The sequence below is a fragment of the Streptomyces sp. NPDC059169 genome, from assembly GCF_042755225.1.
GTDB lineage: Bacteria > Actinomycetota > Actinomycetes > Streptomycetales > Streptomycetaceae > Streptomyces.
Genome location: NZ_JBHZCF010000002.1, coordinates 457,766 through 474,358, shown reverse-complemented (window position 1 = coordinate 474,358; position 16,593 = coordinate 457,766). Strand labels below are relative to the sequence as shown.

Below are 16,593 nucleotides of genomic sequence, written 5' to 3'. Positions count from 1 at the left end.
CCGCCAGGTGGAAGAGAAGGTGTTTCGGCATGATCGCCTCCGAAGGTGATGCGCTTCTTCACAGGCGGGCCGGCCTGTGGGAAGAAGCATCAGCGCACTGGCCGGGCCGTCGACGTCACGGACATCGCTCGCGCGGTACGGCTGTCACGGCGCGTGGGAGCACTGGCGCTGGCGGTCTGCGCGGGCGCCAGGCTGGCCGTCGGGGCCATCGGGCGGAGGAGCGCATGAGCGGCGGACTGATGGTCGCGGGCACCACCTCGGACGCCGGCAAGAGCGTCGTCACGGCCGGCATCTGCCGCTGGCTGGTCCGCCGGGGGGCGAAGGTCGCCCCGTTCAAGGGACAGAACATGTCCCTCAACTCCTTCGTCACGCGCGAGGGCGCGGAGATCGGCCGGGCCCAGGCGATGCAGGCCCAGGCGGCCCGGGTCGAACCCTCCGCGCTGATGAACCCGGTGCTGCTCAAGCCGGGCAGCGACCGGTCCAGCCAGGTCGTTCTGATGGGCAGGCCGGTGGGCGAACTGAGCGCGCGGGGCTACCACGGCGGACGGCAGCAGGCGCTGCTCGGCACGGTCATCGAGTGCCTGGAGGAGCTGCGTGCCACCCATGACGTGGTGATTTGCGAAGGCGCCGGCAGCCCGGCCGAGATCAATCTGCGACGCACCGACATCGTCAACATGGGCATCGCCCGAGCGGCCCGGTTCCCCGTGCTGGTGGTCGGGGACATCGACCGCGGCGGGGTCTTCGCCCAGTTCTTCGGGACGACGGCACTCCTGGGGCGGGAGGACCAGGACCTGGTCGCCGGCTACCTGGTCAACAAGTTCCGGGGCGACGTGACCCTCCTGGAACCGGGGCTCGAGATGCTGCACGGGCTCACCGGCCGTCGGACGTTCGGCGTTCTGCCGTACACCCACGGCCTCGGGATCGACGAGGAGGACGGGCTGCGGGTGTCGCTGCGCGGCGCCGTGCGCGAGTCCGTCGTCGCCCCTCCGTACGGCGAGGACGTGCTGCGGGTCGCGGTCTGTGCCGTGCCGCTGATGTCCAACTTCACGGACGTGGACGCGCTGGCGGCCGAACCCGGGGTGATCGTGCGCTTCGTGGACCGGCCCGAGGAACTCGCCGACGCCGACCTCGTCGTCGTACCGGGGACGCGCGGCACCGTGCGCGCCCTGGAATGGCTGCGGACGCGCGGCCTGGCCGACGCGTTGGTGCGGCGCGCGGCGGACGGGCGCCCGGTGCTCGGCATCTGCGGCGGCTTCCAGATGCTGGGCGAGCACATCGACGACGACGTCGAGTCGCGCGCCGGGGCCGTCCCCGGGCTCGGACTCCTGCCGGTGCGGGTCCGCTTCGCACCGGAGAAGACCCTGGGCCGACCGTCGGGGAAGGCCTTCGGCCAGGAGGTGGACGGGTACGAGATCCACCACGGCGTCGCCGACGTGCTGGGCGGCGAGCCGTTCCTGGACGGCTGCCGCACCGGACCGGTGTGGGGCACGCACTGGCACGGCTCGTTGGAGAGCGACGGGTTCCGCCGGGCGTTCCTGCGCGTGGTGGCGGCGGCGTCGGGCCGCCGCTTCGTCCCCGCACCGGACACCTCGTTCGCCGCGCTGCGCGAGCAGCAGCTCGACCGGCTCGGCGATCTGGTCGAGGAGCACGCCGACACGGACGCGCTGCTCGCGCTGATCGAGGGCGGTGCCCCCGCGGGCCTACCGTTCGTCCCTCCGGGGGCGCCGTGAGCAGGCGCGGTGCACGGAGTCACGGGTGCGGACGCCGGAAGGCCGCGGGACCGGAAGCCGTACGCACCGGTTCCGGGGGAGGACGAGAACGAGAGCGTTACCGGGGCCCACGGGTGGCCCACGATCGACTGGACGTGCCCGGAGGGCACGAGCGGGAGGACCACGACGTATGAGTTCGGCTGTTCACTACCCCTTCACCGCGATCGTCGGCATGGACGACCTGCGGCTCGGACTGCTGCTGAACGCGGTCTCCCCCGCCGTCGGCGGTGTGCTCGTCCGCGGCGAGAAGGGAACCGCCAAGTCGACTGCCGTGCGGGCCCTCGCCGCCCTGATGCCGGACGTCGAGGTGGTCGCGGGCTGCCGCTTCTCCTGCGCGCCCGGTGCACCCGATCCCGGCTGTCCTGACGGCCCCCACGGCGTGGTGCCCGGCACGGCGCGTCCGGCACGCATGGTCGAACTGCCGGTGGGTGCCTCGGAGGACCGGCTCGTCGGCGCGCTCGACATCGAGCGGGCGCTGGCCGACGGCGTGAAGGCCTTCGAGCCCGGTCTCCTGGCTGACGCGCACCGCGGCGTGCTGTACGTCGACGAGGTGAACCTGCTCCACGACCACCTCGTGGACCTACTGCTGGACGCGGCCGCGATGGGTGCCTCCTACGTGGAGCGCGAAGGCGTCTCGGTGCGCCACGCCGCACGCTTCCTGCTCGTCGGCACGATGAACCCCGAGGAGGGCGAGCTGCGGCCGCAGTTGCTGGACAGGTTCGGGCTGACGGTCGAGGTCGCGGCATCACGGGAGCCCGACGAGCGGGTGGAGGTGGTACGGCGCAGGCTCGCCCACGACGACGATCCGGCGGCCTTCGCGGCACGCTGGGCCGAGGAGGAGGCGGCGCTGCGGGCCCGCATCGTGGCCGCACGGGCGCTGCTGCCGGCGGTCCGGCTCGGGGACCGGGCACTCCGCCAGATCGCCGCGACCTGTGCGGCGTTCGAGGTGGACGGCATGCGCGCCGACATCGTGATGGCACGGACGGCGACCGCACTGGCAGCGTGGGCGGGACGTTCCGACGTCGTCGAGGAGGACGTGCGGCAGGCGGCACTCCTCGCGCTCCCCCACCGTCGCCGCCGCAACCCCTTCGACGCACCCGGGCTCGACGAGGACAGGCTCGACGAGACCCTGGACCAGTTCGGTGGTGACGAGGAGCCCGACCCCGACCCCGACGGGGACCCCGACGGCCCCGGTGGTGGCGGGCCGGGCGGCGGGGGCGGAGGCGTGCCGCCGCAGGGGCACGACCCCGGCGCGGCGCCCCCCGAGGACCGTGCGCAGCCTCCCGCCGACGCCCCGGGCACGGGCGAGCAGGCGGCAGTGCGGGCGGCCGAGCCCTTCCGCACGCGGATGCTCAGCGTGCCCGGTCTCGGTGAGGGCGCTGCCGGACGGCGGTCCCGGGCCCGTACCGAGCACGGCAGGACCACCGGCGCCCGGCGCCCGGCGGGAACGCTCACCAAACTGCACCTGGCCGCGACGGTACGGGCGGCCGCCCCGCACCAGCGGGCGCGCGGACGCTCGGGCCCGGGCCTGGTGGTCCGTAGGGACGACCTGCGTCAGGCGACCCGTGAGGGCCGCGAGGGCAATCTCGTGCTCTTCGTCGTGGACGCGTCCGGCTCGATGGCGGCCCGGCAGCGCATGAGTTCGGTGAAGGGCGCGGTGCTGTCGCTGCTGCTGGACGCCTACCAGCGCCGGGACAAGGTCGGTCTGGTCACCTTCCGCGGCACGACCGCGGACGTGGCTCTGCCGCCGACGTCGTCCGTGGACGCGGCCGCGGCGCGGTTGGAGCAACTGCCCACCGGCGGGCGCACCCCGCTGGCCGCCGGACTGCTCAAGGCGCACGACGTCCTGCGGGTGGAACGGCTGCGGGACCCTTCCCGCCGTCCGCTGCTGGTCCTGGTCACGGACGGCCGGGCGACCGGGGCGCGCGGGGACGACGCGCTCGCCCGGTCGGCGCGCGCGGCGCGGCTGCACGCCGCGGAGGGCACCGCGGCCGTCGTCGTGGACTGCGAGACGGGGCCGGTGCGGCTCGGCCTCGCCGGGAACCTGGCCCGCGAACTCGGCGGCACCGCGGTCACCCTGGACGAACTGCGCGCGGACAGCATCGCGGGACTGGTCAAGGACGTCACTGCGGGGAACAACGGAAGCAACAGGAGGGCCGCATAGTGCCACAGGGACAGCCGTCCGTCGTCCCGAACGACGGACTCACCACCCGACAGCGCCGCAACCGCCCGCTCGTCATGGTGCACACGGGCGTCGGCAAGGGGAAGTCGACCGCGGCGTTCGGCATGGCACTGCGCGCCTGGAACCAGGGCTGGCCGGTCGGGGTGTTCCAGTTCGTCAAGTCGGCCAAGTGGAAGGTCGGGGAGGAGAACGCCCTCAAGGCCCTCGGCGCGACCGGCGAGGGCGGCACCGTCACCTGGCACAAGATGGGCGAGGGCTGGTCCTGGATCCAGCGCCCGCCGGGCGAGGGCGAGCCGTCCCACGAGGACAAGGCGCGCGAAGGCTGGGAGCAGGTCAAGCGGGACCTCGCGGCGGAGAAGTACCGCTTCTACGTGCTCGACGAGTTCGCGTACCTGCTGCACTGGGGCTGGATCGACACGGCCGAGGTGATCGAGGTGCTGCGCGACCGGCCCGGCACCCAGCACGTGGTGATCACCGGCCGCAACGCCCCGCAGGAACTGCAGGAGTTCGCGGACCTCGTCACCGACATGTCCAAGGTCAAGCATCCGATGGACGCGGGCCAGAAGGGCCAGCGGGGCATCGAGTGGTAGCACGTCTGGTCATCGCCGCACCGGCCTCGGGCAGCGGGAAGACCACCGTCGCGACCGGCCTGATGGCGGCCTTCGCCGGGGCCGGCCTCGCCGTGTCCCCGCACAAGGTGGGCCCCGACTACATCGACCCCGGCTACCACGCGCTGGCCACGGGGCGGCCCGGCCGCAACCTCGACGCCTACATGTGCGGCGCCGAGCTGATCGCGCCGCTCTTCGCACACGGCGCACGCGGTTGCGACCTGGCGGTGGTCGAGGGCGTGATGGGGCTGTTCGACGGGGCGGCGGGCCAGGGCGAGCTGGCCTCCACGGCCCAGGTGGCGAAGCTGCTGCGGGCGCCGGTGGTGCTGGTCGTGGACGCCTCGTCGCAGTCGCGGTCGGTGGCCGCGCTGGTGCACGGCTTCGCTTCGTGGGACCCGGAGGTACGGCTCGGCGGGGTGATCCTCAACAAGGTCGCCACGGACCGGCACGAAGTGCTCCTCCGGGACGCGCTGGAGGAGTCGGGCGTACCGGTGCTGGGCGTCCTGCGCAGGGCCCCTTCCGTCAGCACGCCGTCGCGGCACCTGGGTCTGGTGCCGGTGGCCGAGCGGCACGCGGACGCGGTCGCCGCGGTACGGGCACAGGCGGAGCAGGTGCGGGCGGGGTGCGACCTGGAGGCGTTGCTGGCCCTCGCCCGCAGCGCGCCCGCGCTGCACGACACGGCGTGGGATCCGGGCCGGGCGGTCGGCAGCCGCCGGTGCGGTCCGGTCCGGCCGGTGATCGCCGTCGCCGGAGGCGCCGCGTTCACCTTCTCGTACGCCGAACACGCGGAGTTGCTCGGTGCCGCTGGTGCGGACGTCGTCCCCTTCGATCCGCTGCGCGACACGGAACTCCCCGAGGGCACCGGCGGCGTCGTCGTCGGTGGGGGGTTCCCCGAGGTCTACGCCCCCGAGCTGTCCGCCAACTCGCCCCTGCGCAAGGCGGTCGCTGAGTTGGCGCGGGCGGGCGGCCCGATGGCGGCCGAGTGCGCGGGGCTGCTGTACCTCGCGCGTTCGCTGGACGGAAAGCCGATGTGCGGGGTTCTGGAGGCCGACGCACGGATGTCCGAACGGCTGACACTGGGCTATCGGGACGCGGTGGCGGTGAGCGACAGTGTGCTGGCCGCGGCCGGGACCCGGATGCGCGGCCACGAGTTCCACCGCACGGTGCTGGAGCCGGGCGCGGGCACACAGCCGGCCTGGGGGCTGCGGCAGCCGGAGCGCCGTGTGGAGGGCTTCGTGCAGGGAGGCGTGCACGCGAGCTATGTGCATACACACTGGGCGGGGGCGCCCGGGGCAGCCGTCCGGTTCGTGGAGAGGTGCACGGAATGGGCCGCAGGGGCATGACCGGCGGTGGGGTGCGCGCGTCATTCCGCTCATTCCGCAAGGCCCGTCACCAGCCAGACGAACGCCACGCCCGTCACCGTGCACACCAGCGTCGAGCGGGCCGGGTGTTCGTGGTGCGCCTCGGGGAGGATCTCCGCGGCGGCGAGGTACAGCAACACGCCGCCGAAGAAGCCCAGATAGCTGCCGAGGACCTGCTGCGGCATGGTGAACAGCAAGGTGGAAGCCGCCCCGGCGACCGGGGCGAGGGCCGCGGCGAAGAGCATGACCAGGGCCTTGCGGCGCTCGTTGCCGTACAGCCTGGTGATCGTGAACGTGTTGAACCCGTCCGCGAAGTCGTGGGTGATGACCGCCAGTGCCACGGCGGCCCCCATGCCCCCGCCGGCTTGGAAGGCGGCGCCGATGGCGATGCCGTCCATCAGGCTGTGGAGCACCATGGCGGAGGCGGCCGTCATGCCGATCTGCGGCACCAACTGGTGACTGCCGTGGGAGTGGCGCCCGCCGTTGTACGCCCCGTGCGACGCCTGGCGGCCCGCCAACAGCCGTTCCACCAGATGGGCGAGGAGGAAGCCGCCCACGAACAGCAGCATGGCCCGCGGTACGCCGAAGACCTCGCGGCCCGCGGCCGCCATCGCCTCGGGCAGCAGGTCGAGCCCCGCGACCCCGAGCATCAGACCTCCGGCCAGCCCGAGCACGAGGTGGCGGCGATCGGTGACGCGGTGCGCCGCCCAGCCACCGAACAGCGTCATCAGGAACGCGCCGAGCGCGACGAACACCACCATGCGTTCTTGCTAGCGGATGGCGCAGCCGCCGTGCCGGGTGCCACGCCATGAGGGAACTCGTCATCGGGGTCGGCGCGCGCCGTGGCGTCACCGCCGAGGAGGTCCTGGCGCTCGTCCGAGCGACGCTGCGGGAGGCCGGAGCGGCGGGACGGGGCCGCGGAACGGTCGTCGCGTTGGCGACCGTGGAGGCGAAGGCGGCCGAACCAGGAATCGTGGGGGCCGCGGACGAACTCGGCGTTCCCCTCTGGGCCTATCCCGCACACCAGTTGGCCCGGGTCGCCGTACCGCATCCGTCCGCGACGGTGCGGGAAGCCGTCGGGACGCCGTCGGTGGCGGAGGCCGCGGCGCTCGCCGGGGGCGGCGAACTCCTCATGACGAAACGGACGTCGGGTACCCGGGAGCGCCCCGGAAGGGCGACCTGTGCGATCGTGCGCCGTGCGGAGCCCCCGTTTCCGCGGCTGCCGTCGGGCCCGGCCGGCTCCGGTACCGGCGCGTGCCGGACCGCGGGCGCGTCGGCCGTGCCGCAACCACCGTACGTGCGGGGTGGATCCGGCCGTGCCGGACGTGATCCCGCCGAGGAAGGCCGGCCGCCCGTGCGGGCGGTCCTCCCCCACCGCAAGGAGAACCCGTGACGTCCCCGCCTGGACTGCTCATCGCCGCGAACGCCGCCCGCCACGAGGCCTCTGCCGACGCCCTCGCGGACTTCGCGGATCGGCTCGACGCCGGCCACCCCGCCATTCCGGTCGCGGCCGAGGCGCACCCGGAAGCCGAGCTGCGGTACGCGGAAGTCATCCGTCCGGTCGAGGAGTTGGCGGATTTGGTCGTCGAGCGCTACCGGGCGGCCGTCGCCGTTCCGGTGCCGCCCGCGGCCCCGACGAGTACAGGACGGCCATGAACGTGCCCGGTGACGCCCACGACCTGCGGCACCACGGTGATGCGGAGGTGCGCGACGGACGACTGACCGATCTCGCGGTCAACGTCCGCACCGGCACGCCTCCGGGGTGGCTGCGCGAGCGCATCTCCGAGTCCCTGACGTCCCTCGCCGCGTACCCGGACGGGCGGGCGGCACGCGCGGCGGTCGCGGAGCGCCACGGTGTGCCCGAGGAGCGGGTGCTGCTGACGGCGGGGGCCGCAGAGGCGTTCGTGCTGCTCGCGCGGGCCCTGAGGGTACGCCGTCCGCTGGTCGTGCACCCCCAGTTCACCGAGCCGGAGGCGGCTCTGCGGGACGCGGGCCACGCAGTAACGCGGCTGCTGCTGCGCGCGGAGGACGGCTTCCGGCTGGACCCCGGGGACGTGCCGGAGTCGGCCGACCTCGTCGTGATCGGGAATCCGACGAATCCGACGTCGGTGCTGCATCCGGCCGAGGACCTGGTCCGGCTCGCGCGTCCCGGCCGGGTCCTGGTGGTCGACGAGGCGTTCATGGACGCGGTGCCCGGTGAGCCGGAGGCGCTCGCGGCGCGCACCGACGTCCCCGGGCTCGTGGTGCTGCGCAGCCTCACCAAGACCTGGGGGCTCGCGGGGCTCAGGATCGGTTACGTCCTCGCCGCACCGGAGACGGTCGCCGAGTTGGCAGGGGCGCAGCCGCTGTGGCCGGTGTCGAGCCCGGCGCTCGCGGCGGCGGAGGCGTGCATGTCCCCGCGGGCGCTCGCCGAGGCGGCCGCGGCTGCCGAGCGCACCGCGGCCGACCGGGCCCATCTGCTCGCCGGTCTGGCCGAGTTCGACGAGGTGCACACCCCGGCGACGGCAGCCGGACCGTTCGTCCTGGTCCGGATCGAGCGCGCGGACGAGGTGCGCGAGCGCCTCCGCGTGCTCGGCTTCGCGGCACGACGCGGTGACACCTTCCCCGGCCTCGACCACTGCTGGCTACGCCTCGCGGTGCGCGACCGGGCCACGACGAACCGCTTCCTCCAGGCCCTCGACCAGGCCCTGGCGATGGTCGGCAGCACCCCGGTCGGCCGCTGACGCCGGCTCCCCCGGGGCTGGTCAACTCCGGCCACGGCTGCGGGCCAGGACGACCGAGCCGGCGCCGGCGGCCAGCAACACCACGGCACCGCCGGAGAGGTACGGCGAGAGGGTGCCGCCTCCGGTCGCCGCGAGGTGGTCGGCGGCGGGTGGCTGGGCCGCGCCGGGGCCGGCGCCGGTCTGGGGCTCCACGTCGGGCGCGGTGCGGGGCGCGGACTGCCGGAAACCGGGGGTCCGGCAGGTCGCCTCGGCCAGCGTCAGCGTGCCCCGGACCTCCGCGACGTTCAACCTGAGCGGATCGACGGACACCGTCAGTTCCAGCGCGGTGGCCGCAGCCGTACGGGACGTGGTGTGCGCCTTCGACAGATCGAGGGTGACCTCGCCGACGCCGGGCACCTCGACCCGGGTCGGACCGTCGGTCGTCAGCTTCGTCTTCCGACCGAACACTCTGACCGAGCCGAGCAGATTCGATTCGGCGACCGGCTCGCGCCCCACCTCGCAGACGGCTCGGGAGGTCACTTCCTCCACCTCGACCAGCGACAGCAGCGGCAGTCCCGGGACGTGCACCGCGGCGCGGGCGAGTCGGGCGGTTCCTTCGGCCTTGCGGTGGTCGACGGTCGCCCTCGCGGTCGCCACGTCCGAGCGCAACACGCCGAACGGCTTGCCCTGGTTGACGCCCTCCACCTGGACGGCCAGCGCGCGCTTCTCGGCCGACCCGGGTTTCCGGGCCGCCACGGGCGCCTGCACCTCGTCGAGCGAGGCCCGCATCGGTACGGTGCCGCTCCGATTCAGCAGGGAGACGTCGAGACCGGTGCGGAGCACCACTGCGCCGGCCCGTCCCCCGCTGCCCGTCGCGCCGGCCGGTTCGGCGAGCACCAGCGGGCCGGCGGCCAACGCGGCCACGGCCACGGCCACGACGGCCGCGGAGCGGTGTGCGGGCAGGCGCAAGGTGTTGCTGTTCACAGTGGTGGAACCCCCACGGGAGACATGACGCCGCCCGGCCGACGGCACGGGGACGCGTGCGCGGCGGTGGCGGACTGGGACAGGGGAATCCTCACGGACCGAGAGTGAACACACAGACACCCGACGTGAGTTCACCCCAAAGGGACGTTTCCGCGCAGACGTTCGAATCACGGTGCGCTCGCGGTGACCGCGGACACCCGGGGCCCACCCAGGGGCGCGGGGCACGGGGCGCCCCTCCCACGCCCGCCCTCCGGCCCGCTACGGCGCGGGCACACCCGGCACCGCACCCCGAACGGACTCCGTCCGGCCCGTCCTCAGCGCCGGTCGGCCGGTCCTCACACACCGTTCGCCTCCGTGCGGCCCGTCCTCACAGGACCACACTCCCTCCCACCACCACCCTCCGCGGCGCCGCCAGCACCCGCACGTCAGCCCGCGGATCGGCTTCGTACACCACGAAATCGGCCGGCGCGCCCTCCTCCAGGCCGGGGCGACCGAGCCAGCTCCGCGCCCCCCACGTGGTCGCCGAGAGCGCCTCGACCGCCGGGATTCCGGCCGTGACGAGCTCGGCGACCTCGGCCGCGACGAGGCCGTGCGGCAGCGAACCACCGGCGTCGGTGCCCACGTAGACGGCAATGCCCGCGTCGTACGCCGAGCGGACGGTGTCGTACCGGCGCTCGTGCAGACGCCTCATATGGGCGGCCCAGCGCGGGAACTTCTCGTCGCCGCCGGCCGCGAGCCGGGGGAACGTGGCGATGTTGACCAGGGTGGGCACGATGGCGACGCCCCGCTCGGCGAACAGCGGAATGGTGTCCTCGGTCAGCCCGGTGGCGTGCTCGATGCAGTCGATGCCCGCCTCGACCAGGTCCCGCAGTGAGTCCTCGGCGAAACAGTGCGCCGTGACGCGGGCACCGAGGCGGTGCGCCTCCGCGATGGCCGCCTCGACCGCTCCCCTCGGCCAACAGGCGCCCAGATCGCCCACCTCGCGGTCCAGCCAGTCGCCGACCAGCTTGACCCAGCCGTCGCCGCGCCGCGCTTCCCCCGCGACGTAGGCGACGAGGTCGTCGGGCTCGATCTCGTGGGCGTAGTTGCGGATGTACCGGCGGGTGCGGGCGATGTGGCGCCCGGCTCGGATGATCTTCGGGAGGTCCCCGCGGTCGTCGATCCAGCGGGTGTCCGAGGGCGAGCCCGCGTCACGGATGAGGAGCGTTCCCGCGTCACGATCGGCGAGCGCCTGCTTCTCGCTGGTCGCCTCGTCCACGGGGCCGTGCTGGTCCAGGCCGACGTGACAGTGGGCGTCGACCAGGCCGGGCAGGACCCACCCCTCGACGGTCCGCGCGTCACCTCCCGAGGAAGGCCGCCGGAAGGTGATGCGCCCGCCGACCACCCAGAGCTCGTCCCGCACCTCCTGCGGCCCGACGAGCACCCGCCCCTTCACATGCAGCACCGCGTGATCGCTCATGTCCTGCACTCTACGAGCCCCCGGTCGCACCTGGTCCGGGGCCCGGCGGCCCTCCTACCCGCGATCGACATCACCATTCCCACAGAAATCAAATCGTGCATTAATCTGAGAATGCCAATTAGGTGTTTTATTGAGAGCAGCTCCCCACATTCTCCTGCCCGCTTTCTCCGACCCTAAACGCCAAGATTTCAACACGACTCGAAGGGCTCATTCCGGGTGGGTTCCACAAGCGTTACGAATGTGTGACCGACCCAACAGGCGGACCGTTTCGACCGATAACTCCCCTACAAAACGGGAGTATTCGACCAAGCCTCGCGCTGCGCGCGCGCTCGCGCGATAACACATACCGATGCGTCACCCAACCCTTCTCCGCGATGCAATTTACGAATTTGCTCGGTAAATTCAATTCGCATGACCACCGCACTAAGCATCGACAGCCCACGCGTGGAGGACGGAGCCGCAATCTGGCGAATCGCCCGCGACTCCGAGGTCCTGGACCTGAACTCCTCGTACAGCTATCTGCTGTGGTGCCGCGACTTCGCCGCGACCTCCGTGGTGGCCCGCGGCGCCGACGGAGAACCGATCGCGTTCATCACCGGGTACATCCGGCCGGAGCGACCGCAGACGCTCGTCGTCTGGCAGGTGGCCGTCGACGGGGAACACCGCGGCCACGGACTGGCGGGTGCACTCCTCGACGCCCTGTTCCACCGCGTCGCCACGGCGCACGGCGTCCGCGCGATCGAGACGACCGTCACCCCCGACAACACCGCGTCCGACCGTCTGTTCACCTCCTTCGCCGCCCGCCGGGGCAGCTCGCTGGAGCGCGAGGTGCTGTTCGACGGAGGACTCTTCCCCGACGGGGCGCACCAGCCCGAGGTGCTGTACCGCATCGGCCCGATCACCGTCACCGTCTGAACCCCACCCCAGGAGAGACCGCTGTGACCATCACCCCGCCCGCCCTGAGTGTCTTCGAGGCCCTGGAGTCGGAGGTGCGCAGCTACTGCCGCGGTTGGCCCGCAGTGTTCGACCGTGCGCAGGGCGCCCGCCTCACCGACGAGGACGGACACTCGTACCTCGACTTCTTCGCAGGCGCGGGATCACTGAACTACGGGCACAACAACCCCGTGCTCAAACGCGCGCTGCTGGACTACCTGGAGCGCGATGGCATCACCCACGGCCTGGACATGGCCACGACCGCGAAACGCGCCTTCCTGGAGTCCTTCCAGAACACCGTGCTGCGACCGCGCGACTTGCCGTACAAGGTGATGTTCCCCGGCCCGACCGGCACCAACGCGGTCGAGGCGGCACTCAAGCTGGCCCGCAAGGTGAAGGGCCGCGAGTCGATCGTCTCCTTCACCAACGCCTTCCACGGCATGTCGCTCGGCTCGCTGGCCGTGACCGGCAACGCCTTCAAGCGGGCCGGTGCCGGCATCCCCCTGGTCCACGGCACGCCCATGCCGTTCGACAACTACCTCGACGGCCAGGTCCAGGACTTCCTCTGGTTCGAGCGACTGCTGGAGGACCAGGGATCCGGCCTCAACAAGCCGGCCGCGGTCATCGTCGAGACCGTACAGGGCGAGGGCGGCATCAACGTGGCCCGTCCCGAGTGGCTGCGGGCGCTGGCCGACCTCTGCCACCGCCAGGACATGCTGCTCATCGTCGACGACATCCAGATGGGCTGCGGCCGCACCGGTGCCTTCTTCTCCTTCGAGGAGTCGGGCATCACCCCGGACATCGTCACCCTGTCGAAGTCCATCAGCGGCTACGGGCTACCGATGTCGCTCTGCCTGTTCAACCCTGAGCTCGACCTCTGGGAGCCGGGCGAGCACAACGGCACGTTCCGCGGCAACAACCCGGCCTTCGTCACCGCGGCCGCCGCGCTGGACGCGTACTGGGCCGATGGCCAGATGGAGAAGCAGACCATCGCCCGCGGCGAGCAGGTCGAACAGGCCCTGCTCGCGATCGCCGACGAGAACTCGGCCGACCGGGTCGACTTCCGGGGCCGCGGCCTGGTCTGGGGGCTGGAGTTCGCCGACAAGAGCCGTGCCTCGGCCGTCTGCACCCGCGCCTTCGAACTGGGGCTGCTGCTGGAGACCTCGGGCCCGGAGAGCGAGGTGGTGAAGCTGCTGCCGCCGCTCACCGTGACGCCCGACGAGCTCGACGAGGGTCTGCGCACGCTCGCCCGCGCCGTCCGCGAGACGGCCTGAACAACCGCACGACCAGCAGAGAAAGGCTGAATTCCGCGTGATCGTCCGATCGTTCAAGGACATCGAGGACACCGACCGACACGTCAGGGCGAAATCCGGGACGTGGGAGAGCAAGCGCATCGTGCTGGCCAAGGAGAAGGTCGGCTTCTCCCTGCACGAGACCGTGCTCTACGCCGGCACGGAGACGTCGATGTGGTACGCCAACCACATCGAGGCCGTGCTGTGCGTGGAGGGCGAGGCCGAGCTCACGAACGACGAGACCGGCGAGTCGCACTGGATCGAGCCCGGCACGATGTACCTGCTGGACGGCCACGAGCGCCACACGCTCCGTCCGAAGACCGACTTCCGTTGCGTCTGCGTCTTCAACCCGCCCGTCACCGGACGGGAGGACCACGACGAGAACGGCGTCTACCCACTGCTCACCGAGGAGGGCTGACCATGACCACCGCGATCACCGATCTGTACCCGACACGCGGCGCGACCGAGACGGCCGTCCCCCGCCAGGACCCGGTGGTGTGGTCCGCCCCCGGGGCTCCCGGCCCGATCTCCCCGGCCGCGCTGGAGTCGTACGAACGCGACGGCTTCCTCGCCATGGAGGAGCTGATCACCCCCGCCGAGGTGGAGGTCTACCGGGCCGAACTGGACCGGATCGTGAACGACCCGCTGATCCGGGCCGACGAGCGCTCCATCGTGGAACCGAAGTCCCAGGACGTCCGCTCGGTATTCGAAGTGCACCGGATCAGTGAGGTCTTCGAGTCGCTCGTGCGCGACGAGCGGGTCGTGGGTCGGGCGCGGCAGATCCTCGGCTCGGACGTCTACGTCCACCAGTCGCGGATCAACGTCAAGCCGGGCTTCGGGGCTTCGGGCTTCTACTGGCACTCGGACTTCGAGACCTGGCACGCCGAGGACGGGCTGCCGCGGATGCGGACGGTGTCGGTGTCGATCGCGCTCACCGAGAACCTCGACACCAACGGCGGGCTGATGATCATGCCCGGCTCGCACCGGACGTTCCTGGGCTGTGCGGGTGAGACGCCCAAGGACAACTACAAGAAGTCGCTGCAGATGCAGGACGCCGGAACACCGTCGGACGAGGCGCTGACCGCCTTCGCCGACCGACACGGCATCCGGCTGTTCACCGGGAAGGCGGGCTCCGCGACCTGGTTCGACTGCAACGCGATGCACGGCTCCGGGGACAACATCACCCCGTATCCGCGCAGCAACGTCTTCATCGTCTTCAACAGCGTCGAGAACGCGGCGCAGGAGCCGTTCGCGGCGCCCGTGCCGCGTCCGTCGTTCATCGGGGCGCGGGACTTCACCCCGGTGAGGTGACCTGCTCCGACATCGGACGAAGGGGCACCCGGCCGCGAACACCCGACGCCGTTGGTTGATGCGGCTCCCGGCGTGACGTCGGCCTTCGAGACCTGGTCGTGGTCTTGAAGGCCGACGTCGTCGTTCGGGGAGGGTGTCGTTGTCGACGCAGCCCCGGGAATCGGGGAGGTTCCGGTGGAGACCGTGCGGGGGCGGGCCCGGGCTTCCGCTCAGCCGGAGAGCACGTCCAGCGCCCGATCGACGTCCGCGTCCGAGTTGTAGAGGTGGAACGAGGCCCGCAGGTTGCCCGCGCGTGCCGACGTCAGGACCCCGGCACGGACGAGTTCGGGCTGTCGATCGCCCAGCTCGGGGATGGCGACGATGCACGAGTCACCCGGCACGGGCGCGTGGCCGAGCTCCGCAAGTCCCCTGCGGAAGCGCCGGGCCAGTGCCGTGTTGTGGGCGTGTACGGCGTCGATGCCGATCTTCTCCAGCAGGGCGAGTGACTGCTCCGCACCGTGGTAGGCGAGGAATGCCGGTGACTCGTCGAACCGCCGGGCCGACGCGGCGAGCTTCTGCACCGGGCCGTAGGTGCTCCCTTCCGGATCCTCGGCCGCGCCCCAACTCGCGTGCAGCGGCAGCAGTGAGTCCTGGGCCTCCTGCGTGACGGTGAGGAACGAGGCGCCGCGGGGGCAGAGCAGGTACTTGAACGCCGCGGTGACGGTGTAGTCGTAGGCGCCCGCATGCAGCGGAAGCCAGCCCGCGGCCTGGCTGGCGTCGACGAGGACGCGCGAGCCGTGGGCAGCCGCCGCGGCACGCACCGCCACCAGGTCGGCCGTCCGGCCGTCTGCGGACTGCACAGCGGACAACGCCACCAACACGGTGGCCGGCCCCACGTGCTCGGCCAGGCTCTCCAACGGCGCGAACCGCACCGCGAGGTCGCCCCGCACGGTGAAGGGAGTGATCAGCGAGCTGAAGTCCCCTTCGGGCAACAGGACTTCGGCGCCACTCGGCACCGAGGCGGCGACCAGCGCGACCTGCACGGCAACCGAACTGCCGACCGCCACCCTGTCCTCCGCCACGCCCACGAGCCGGGCGAAGGCGGCCCGGGCCGCCGCGACCGGCTCGAAGCTTCCCGCGCCGCCGCGCAACCCGGCGGCGTTCCCCTCGGCGAGCCTCGTGACCGCCTCCACCGTGCGGCGCGGCATGAGACCGCAGCTGGAGGTGTTCAGGTACGTCGTCGACGGCGCGAACTCGGCGCCTCCCAGGGGGTCCATGGATCAAGCTTCCCAGCCGTGTCAGGCTTGTGGAACCTCGCGTGCGCCGTCCGCGTGGCGCACGGGTGCCTCCCCACCGGCCGGATGCGGTTCCCGGTCCTGCCACGCCCGTTCCAGGGCCTCGGTGAAGAGCTCGGCGGGCTGGCCGCCGGACACGCCGTAGCGCCGGTCGAACACGAAGAACGGCACGGCGTTCGCCCCGAGTTCGGCGGCCTCGCGCTCGTCGTCGCGCACCTCGTCGGCGTACGCGGTCCCGTCGGCGAGCACTCCGCGTGCCTCCTCCTCGTCCAGTCCGGCCTCGACGGCCAGCTCGACGAGCACCGCCGGGTCGAACACCGACCGTTCCTCGGCGAAGTTCGCCCGGTAGGCGAGGTCGAGCAGCTCACTGCGGCGGCCCCGGGCCGCGGCGTGGTGCAGCAGGCGGTGGACGTCGAAGGTGTTTCCGTGGTCGCGGCCCTCGGTGCGGTAGGCGAGCCCCTCCGCACGCGCGTTGGCGGCGACGCGTTCCTCCATGGCACGTGCCTCGTCCAGACTCCGGCCGTACTTCTTCGCGAGCACCTCGATCACGGGCCGGGTGTCGCCCCGGGCACCGTGCGGGTCGAGCTCGAAGGAGCGGTGCACGACCTCGACCTCGTCCCGGTGGGCGAAGGCCGCGAGCCCCTTCTCGAAGCGGGCCTTGCCGATGTAGCACCAGGGGCAGGCGATGTCGCTCCAGATCTCGACGCGCATGGTGTTG

General features: G+C 72.3%; 16 protein-coding genes. 11 read left to right on the top strand and 5 right to left on the bottom strand.

Annotation, left to right across the window (positions count from 1 at the left end):
• Positions 1 to 224 precede the first annotated feature (224 nt).
• The 4 genes from ACFXOM_RS05930 (at position 225) to ACFXOM_RS05915 (ending at position 5,902) form a co-directional block, all read left to right on the top strand.
• Complete coding sequence (locus tag ACFXOM_RS05930; protein WP_384935597.1) at positions 225 to 1,730, top strand: cobyric acid synthase; 1,506 nt, start codon at positions 225 to 227, stop codon at positions 1,728 to 1,730.
• Between the two features lie 169 nt (positions 1,731 to 1,899).
• On the top strand, positions 1,900 to 3,933 hold the full coding sequence (locus ACFXOM_RS05925) for a putative cobaltochelatase (RefSeq protein WP_384935599.1): 2,034 nt from the start codon (positions 1,900 to 1,902) through the stop codon (positions 3,931 to 3,933).
• Entirely contained in the window at positions 3,933 to 4,541 is a 609-nt protein-coding gene (gene cobO, locus ACFXOM_RS05920; protein ID WP_384935602.1) for a cob(I)yrinic acid a,c-diamide adenosyltransferase, read from the top strand. Before ACFXOM_RS05925 ends, cobO begins: the two co-directional genes overlap by 1 nt.
• Positions 4,535 to 5,902: a cobyrinate a,c-diamide synthase gene (locus tag ACFXOM_RS05915; protein WP_384935605.1), complete on the top strand. Its 1,368-nt coding sequence runs from the start codon at positions 4,535 to 4,537 to the stop codon at positions 5,900 to 5,902. The genes cobO and ACFXOM_RS05915 overlap by 7 nt, the downstream gene beginning before the upstream one ends.
• Positions 5,903 to 5,931: 29 nt before the next feature.
• Here ACFXOM_RS05915 and ACFXOM_RS05910 read toward each other — a convergent pair whose 3' ends face one another.
• On the bottom strand, positions 5,932 to 6,681 hold the full coding sequence (locus ACFXOM_RS05910) for a ZIP family metal transporter (protein ID WP_384935609.1): 750 nt from the start codon (positions 6,679 to 6,681) through the stop codon (positions 5,932 to 5,934).
• A 47-nt stretch (positions 6,682 to 6,728) separates the two neighbouring features.
• On the opposite strand from ACFXOM_RS05910, the gene ACFXOM_RS05905 reads away from it, so the two are divergent.
• Genes ACFXOM_RS05905 through cobC form a run of 3 tightly spaced genes read left to right on the top strand, consistent with a single transcriptional unit; the run spans position 6,729 to position 8,643 of the window.
• Positions 6,729 to 7,313: a cobalamin biosynthesis protein gene (locus ACFXOM_RS05905; protein ID WP_384935612.1), complete on the top strand. Its 585-nt coding sequence runs from the start codon at positions 6,729 to 6,731 to the stop codon at positions 7,311 to 7,313.
• The gene (locus ACFXOM_RS05900; protein ID WP_384935615.1) at positions 7,310 to 7,576 is read left to right on the top strand and encodes a hypothetical protein; all 267 of its coding nucleotides are present in this window, start codon (positions 7,310 to 7,312) and stop codon (positions 7,574 to 7,576) included. Before ACFXOM_RS05905 ends, ACFXOM_RS05900 begins: the two co-directional genes overlap by 4 nt.
• Positions 7,573 to 8,643, top strand: coding sequence for an Rv2231c family pyridoxal phosphate-dependent protein CobC (gene cobC, locus ACFXOM_RS05895; RefSeq protein ID WP_384935618.1), 1,071 nt, complete (start codon positions 7,573 to 7,575; stop codon positions 8,641 to 8,643). Before ACFXOM_RS05900 ends, cobC begins: the two co-directional genes overlap by 4 nt.
• 21 nt (positions 8,644 to 8,664) lie before the next feature.
• On the opposite strand, the gene ACFXOM_RS05890 is transcribed toward cobC, so the two are convergent.
• Positions 8,665 to 9,606 (bottom strand): SCO1860 family LAETG-anchored protein, encoded by a 942-nt coding sequence (locus ACFXOM_RS05890; RefSeq protein WP_384944722.1) that lies wholly within the window; start codon positions 9,604 to 9,606, stop codon positions 8,665 to 8,667.
• A 367-nt stretch (positions 9,607 to 9,973) separates the two neighbouring features.
• Entirely contained in the window at positions 9,974 to 11,065 is a 1,092-nt protein-coding gene (locus ACFXOM_RS05885; RefSeq protein WP_385037078.1) for an amidohydrolase family protein, read from the bottom strand.
• A 411-nt stretch (positions 11,066 to 11,476) separates the two neighbouring features.
• Here ACFXOM_RS05885 and ectA point away from each other — a divergent pair, with 411 nt between their 5' ends.
• From ectA to thpD, 4 genes are read left to right on the top strand one after another with little or no spacing between them, the layout of a single operon-like run.
• A complete protein-coding gene (gene ectA, locus ACFXOM_RS05880; RefSeq protein WP_384935625.1) occupies positions 11,477 to 11,980 on the top strand; it encodes a diaminobutyrate acetyltransferase in 504 nt (167 codons plus the stop codon).
• Positions 11,981 to 12,003: 23 nt separating this feature from the next.
• Positions 12,004 to 13,272: a diaminobutyrate--2-oxoglutarate transaminase gene (ectB, locus tag ACFXOM_RS05875; RefSeq protein ID WP_384935628.1), complete on the top strand. Its 1,269-nt coding sequence runs from the start codon at positions 12,004 to 12,006 to the stop codon at positions 13,270 to 13,272.
• A 37-nt stretch (positions 13,273 to 13,309) separates the two neighbouring features.
• Positions 13,310 to 13,708 carry an ectoine synthase gene (locus ACFXOM_RS05870; RefSeq protein ID WP_384935630.1) on the top strand — a complete coding sequence of 133 codons (399 nt, stop codon included), beginning with the start codon at positions 13,310 to 13,312 and terminating at the stop codon, positions 13,706 to 13,708.
• 2 nt (positions 13,709 to 13,710) lie between these two features.
• Complete coding sequence (gene thpD / locus ACFXOM_RS05865; RefSeq protein WP_384935633.1) at positions 13,711 to 14,601, top strand: ectoine hydroxylase; 891 nt, start codon at positions 13,711 to 13,713, stop codon at positions 14,599 to 14,601.
• Positions 14,602 to 14,810: 209 nt separating this feature from the next.
• Here thpD and ACFXOM_RS05860 read toward each other — a convergent pair whose 3' ends face one another.
• Positions 14,811 to 15,857 (bottom strand): aminotransferase class V-fold PLP-dependent enzyme, encoded by a 1,047-nt coding sequence (locus tag ACFXOM_RS05860; protein ID WP_384935635.1) that lies wholly within the window; start codon positions 15,855 to 15,857, stop codon positions 14,811 to 14,813.
• A 21-nt stretch (positions 15,858 to 15,878) separates the two neighbouring features.
• On the bottom strand, positions 15,879 to 16,586 hold the full coding sequence (locus ACFXOM_RS05855; protein ID WP_384935638.1) for a DsbA family oxidoreductase: 708 nt from the start codon (positions 16,584 to 16,586) through the stop codon (positions 15,879 to 15,881).
• Positions 16,587 to 16,593 lie beyond the last annotated feature (7 nt).

Bases quoted from the DNA above. Each gene is read 5' to 3' on its own strand.
- cobC (WP_384935618.1), top strand. From the start codon at position 7,573: ATGAACGTGCCCGGTGACGCCCACGACCTGCGGCACCACGGTGATGCG.
- ectA (WP_384935625.1), top strand. From the start codon at position 11,477: ATGACCACCGCACTAAGCATCGACAGCCCACGCGTGGAGGACGGAGCC.
- ACFXOM_RS05855 (WP_384935638.1), bottom strand. From the start codon at position 16,586: ATGCGCGTCGAGATCTGGAGCGACATCGCCTGCCCCTGGTGCTACATC.
- ACFXOM_RS05905 (WP_384935612.1), top strand. From the start codon at position 6,729: ATGAGGGAACTCGTCATCGGGGTCGGCGCGCGCCGTGGCGTCACCGCC.
- thpD (WP_384935633.1), top strand. From the start codon at position 13,711: ATGACCACCGCGATCACCGATCTGTACCCGACACGCGGCGCGACCGAG.
- ACFXOM_RS05925 (WP_384935599.1), top strand. From the start codon at position 1,900: ATGAGTTCGGCTGTTCACTACCCCTTCACCGCGATCGTCGGCATGGAC.
- ACFXOM_RS05910 (WP_384935609.1), bottom strand. From the start codon at position 6,681: ATGGTGGTGTTCGTCGCGCTCGGCGCGTTCCTGATGACGCTGTTCGGT.
- ACFXOM_RS05860 (WP_384935635.1), bottom strand. From the start codon at position 15,857: ATGGACCCCCTGGGAGGCGCCGAGTTCGCGCCGTCGACGACGTACCTG.
- ACFXOM_RS05930 (WP_384935597.1), top strand. From the start codon at position 225: ATGAGCGGCGGACTGATGGTCGCGGGCACCACCTCGGACGCCGGCAAG.
- ACFXOM_RS05885 (WP_385037078.1), bottom strand. From the start codon at position 11,065: ATGAGCGATCACGCGGTGCTGCATGTGAAGGGGCGGGTGCTCGTCGGG.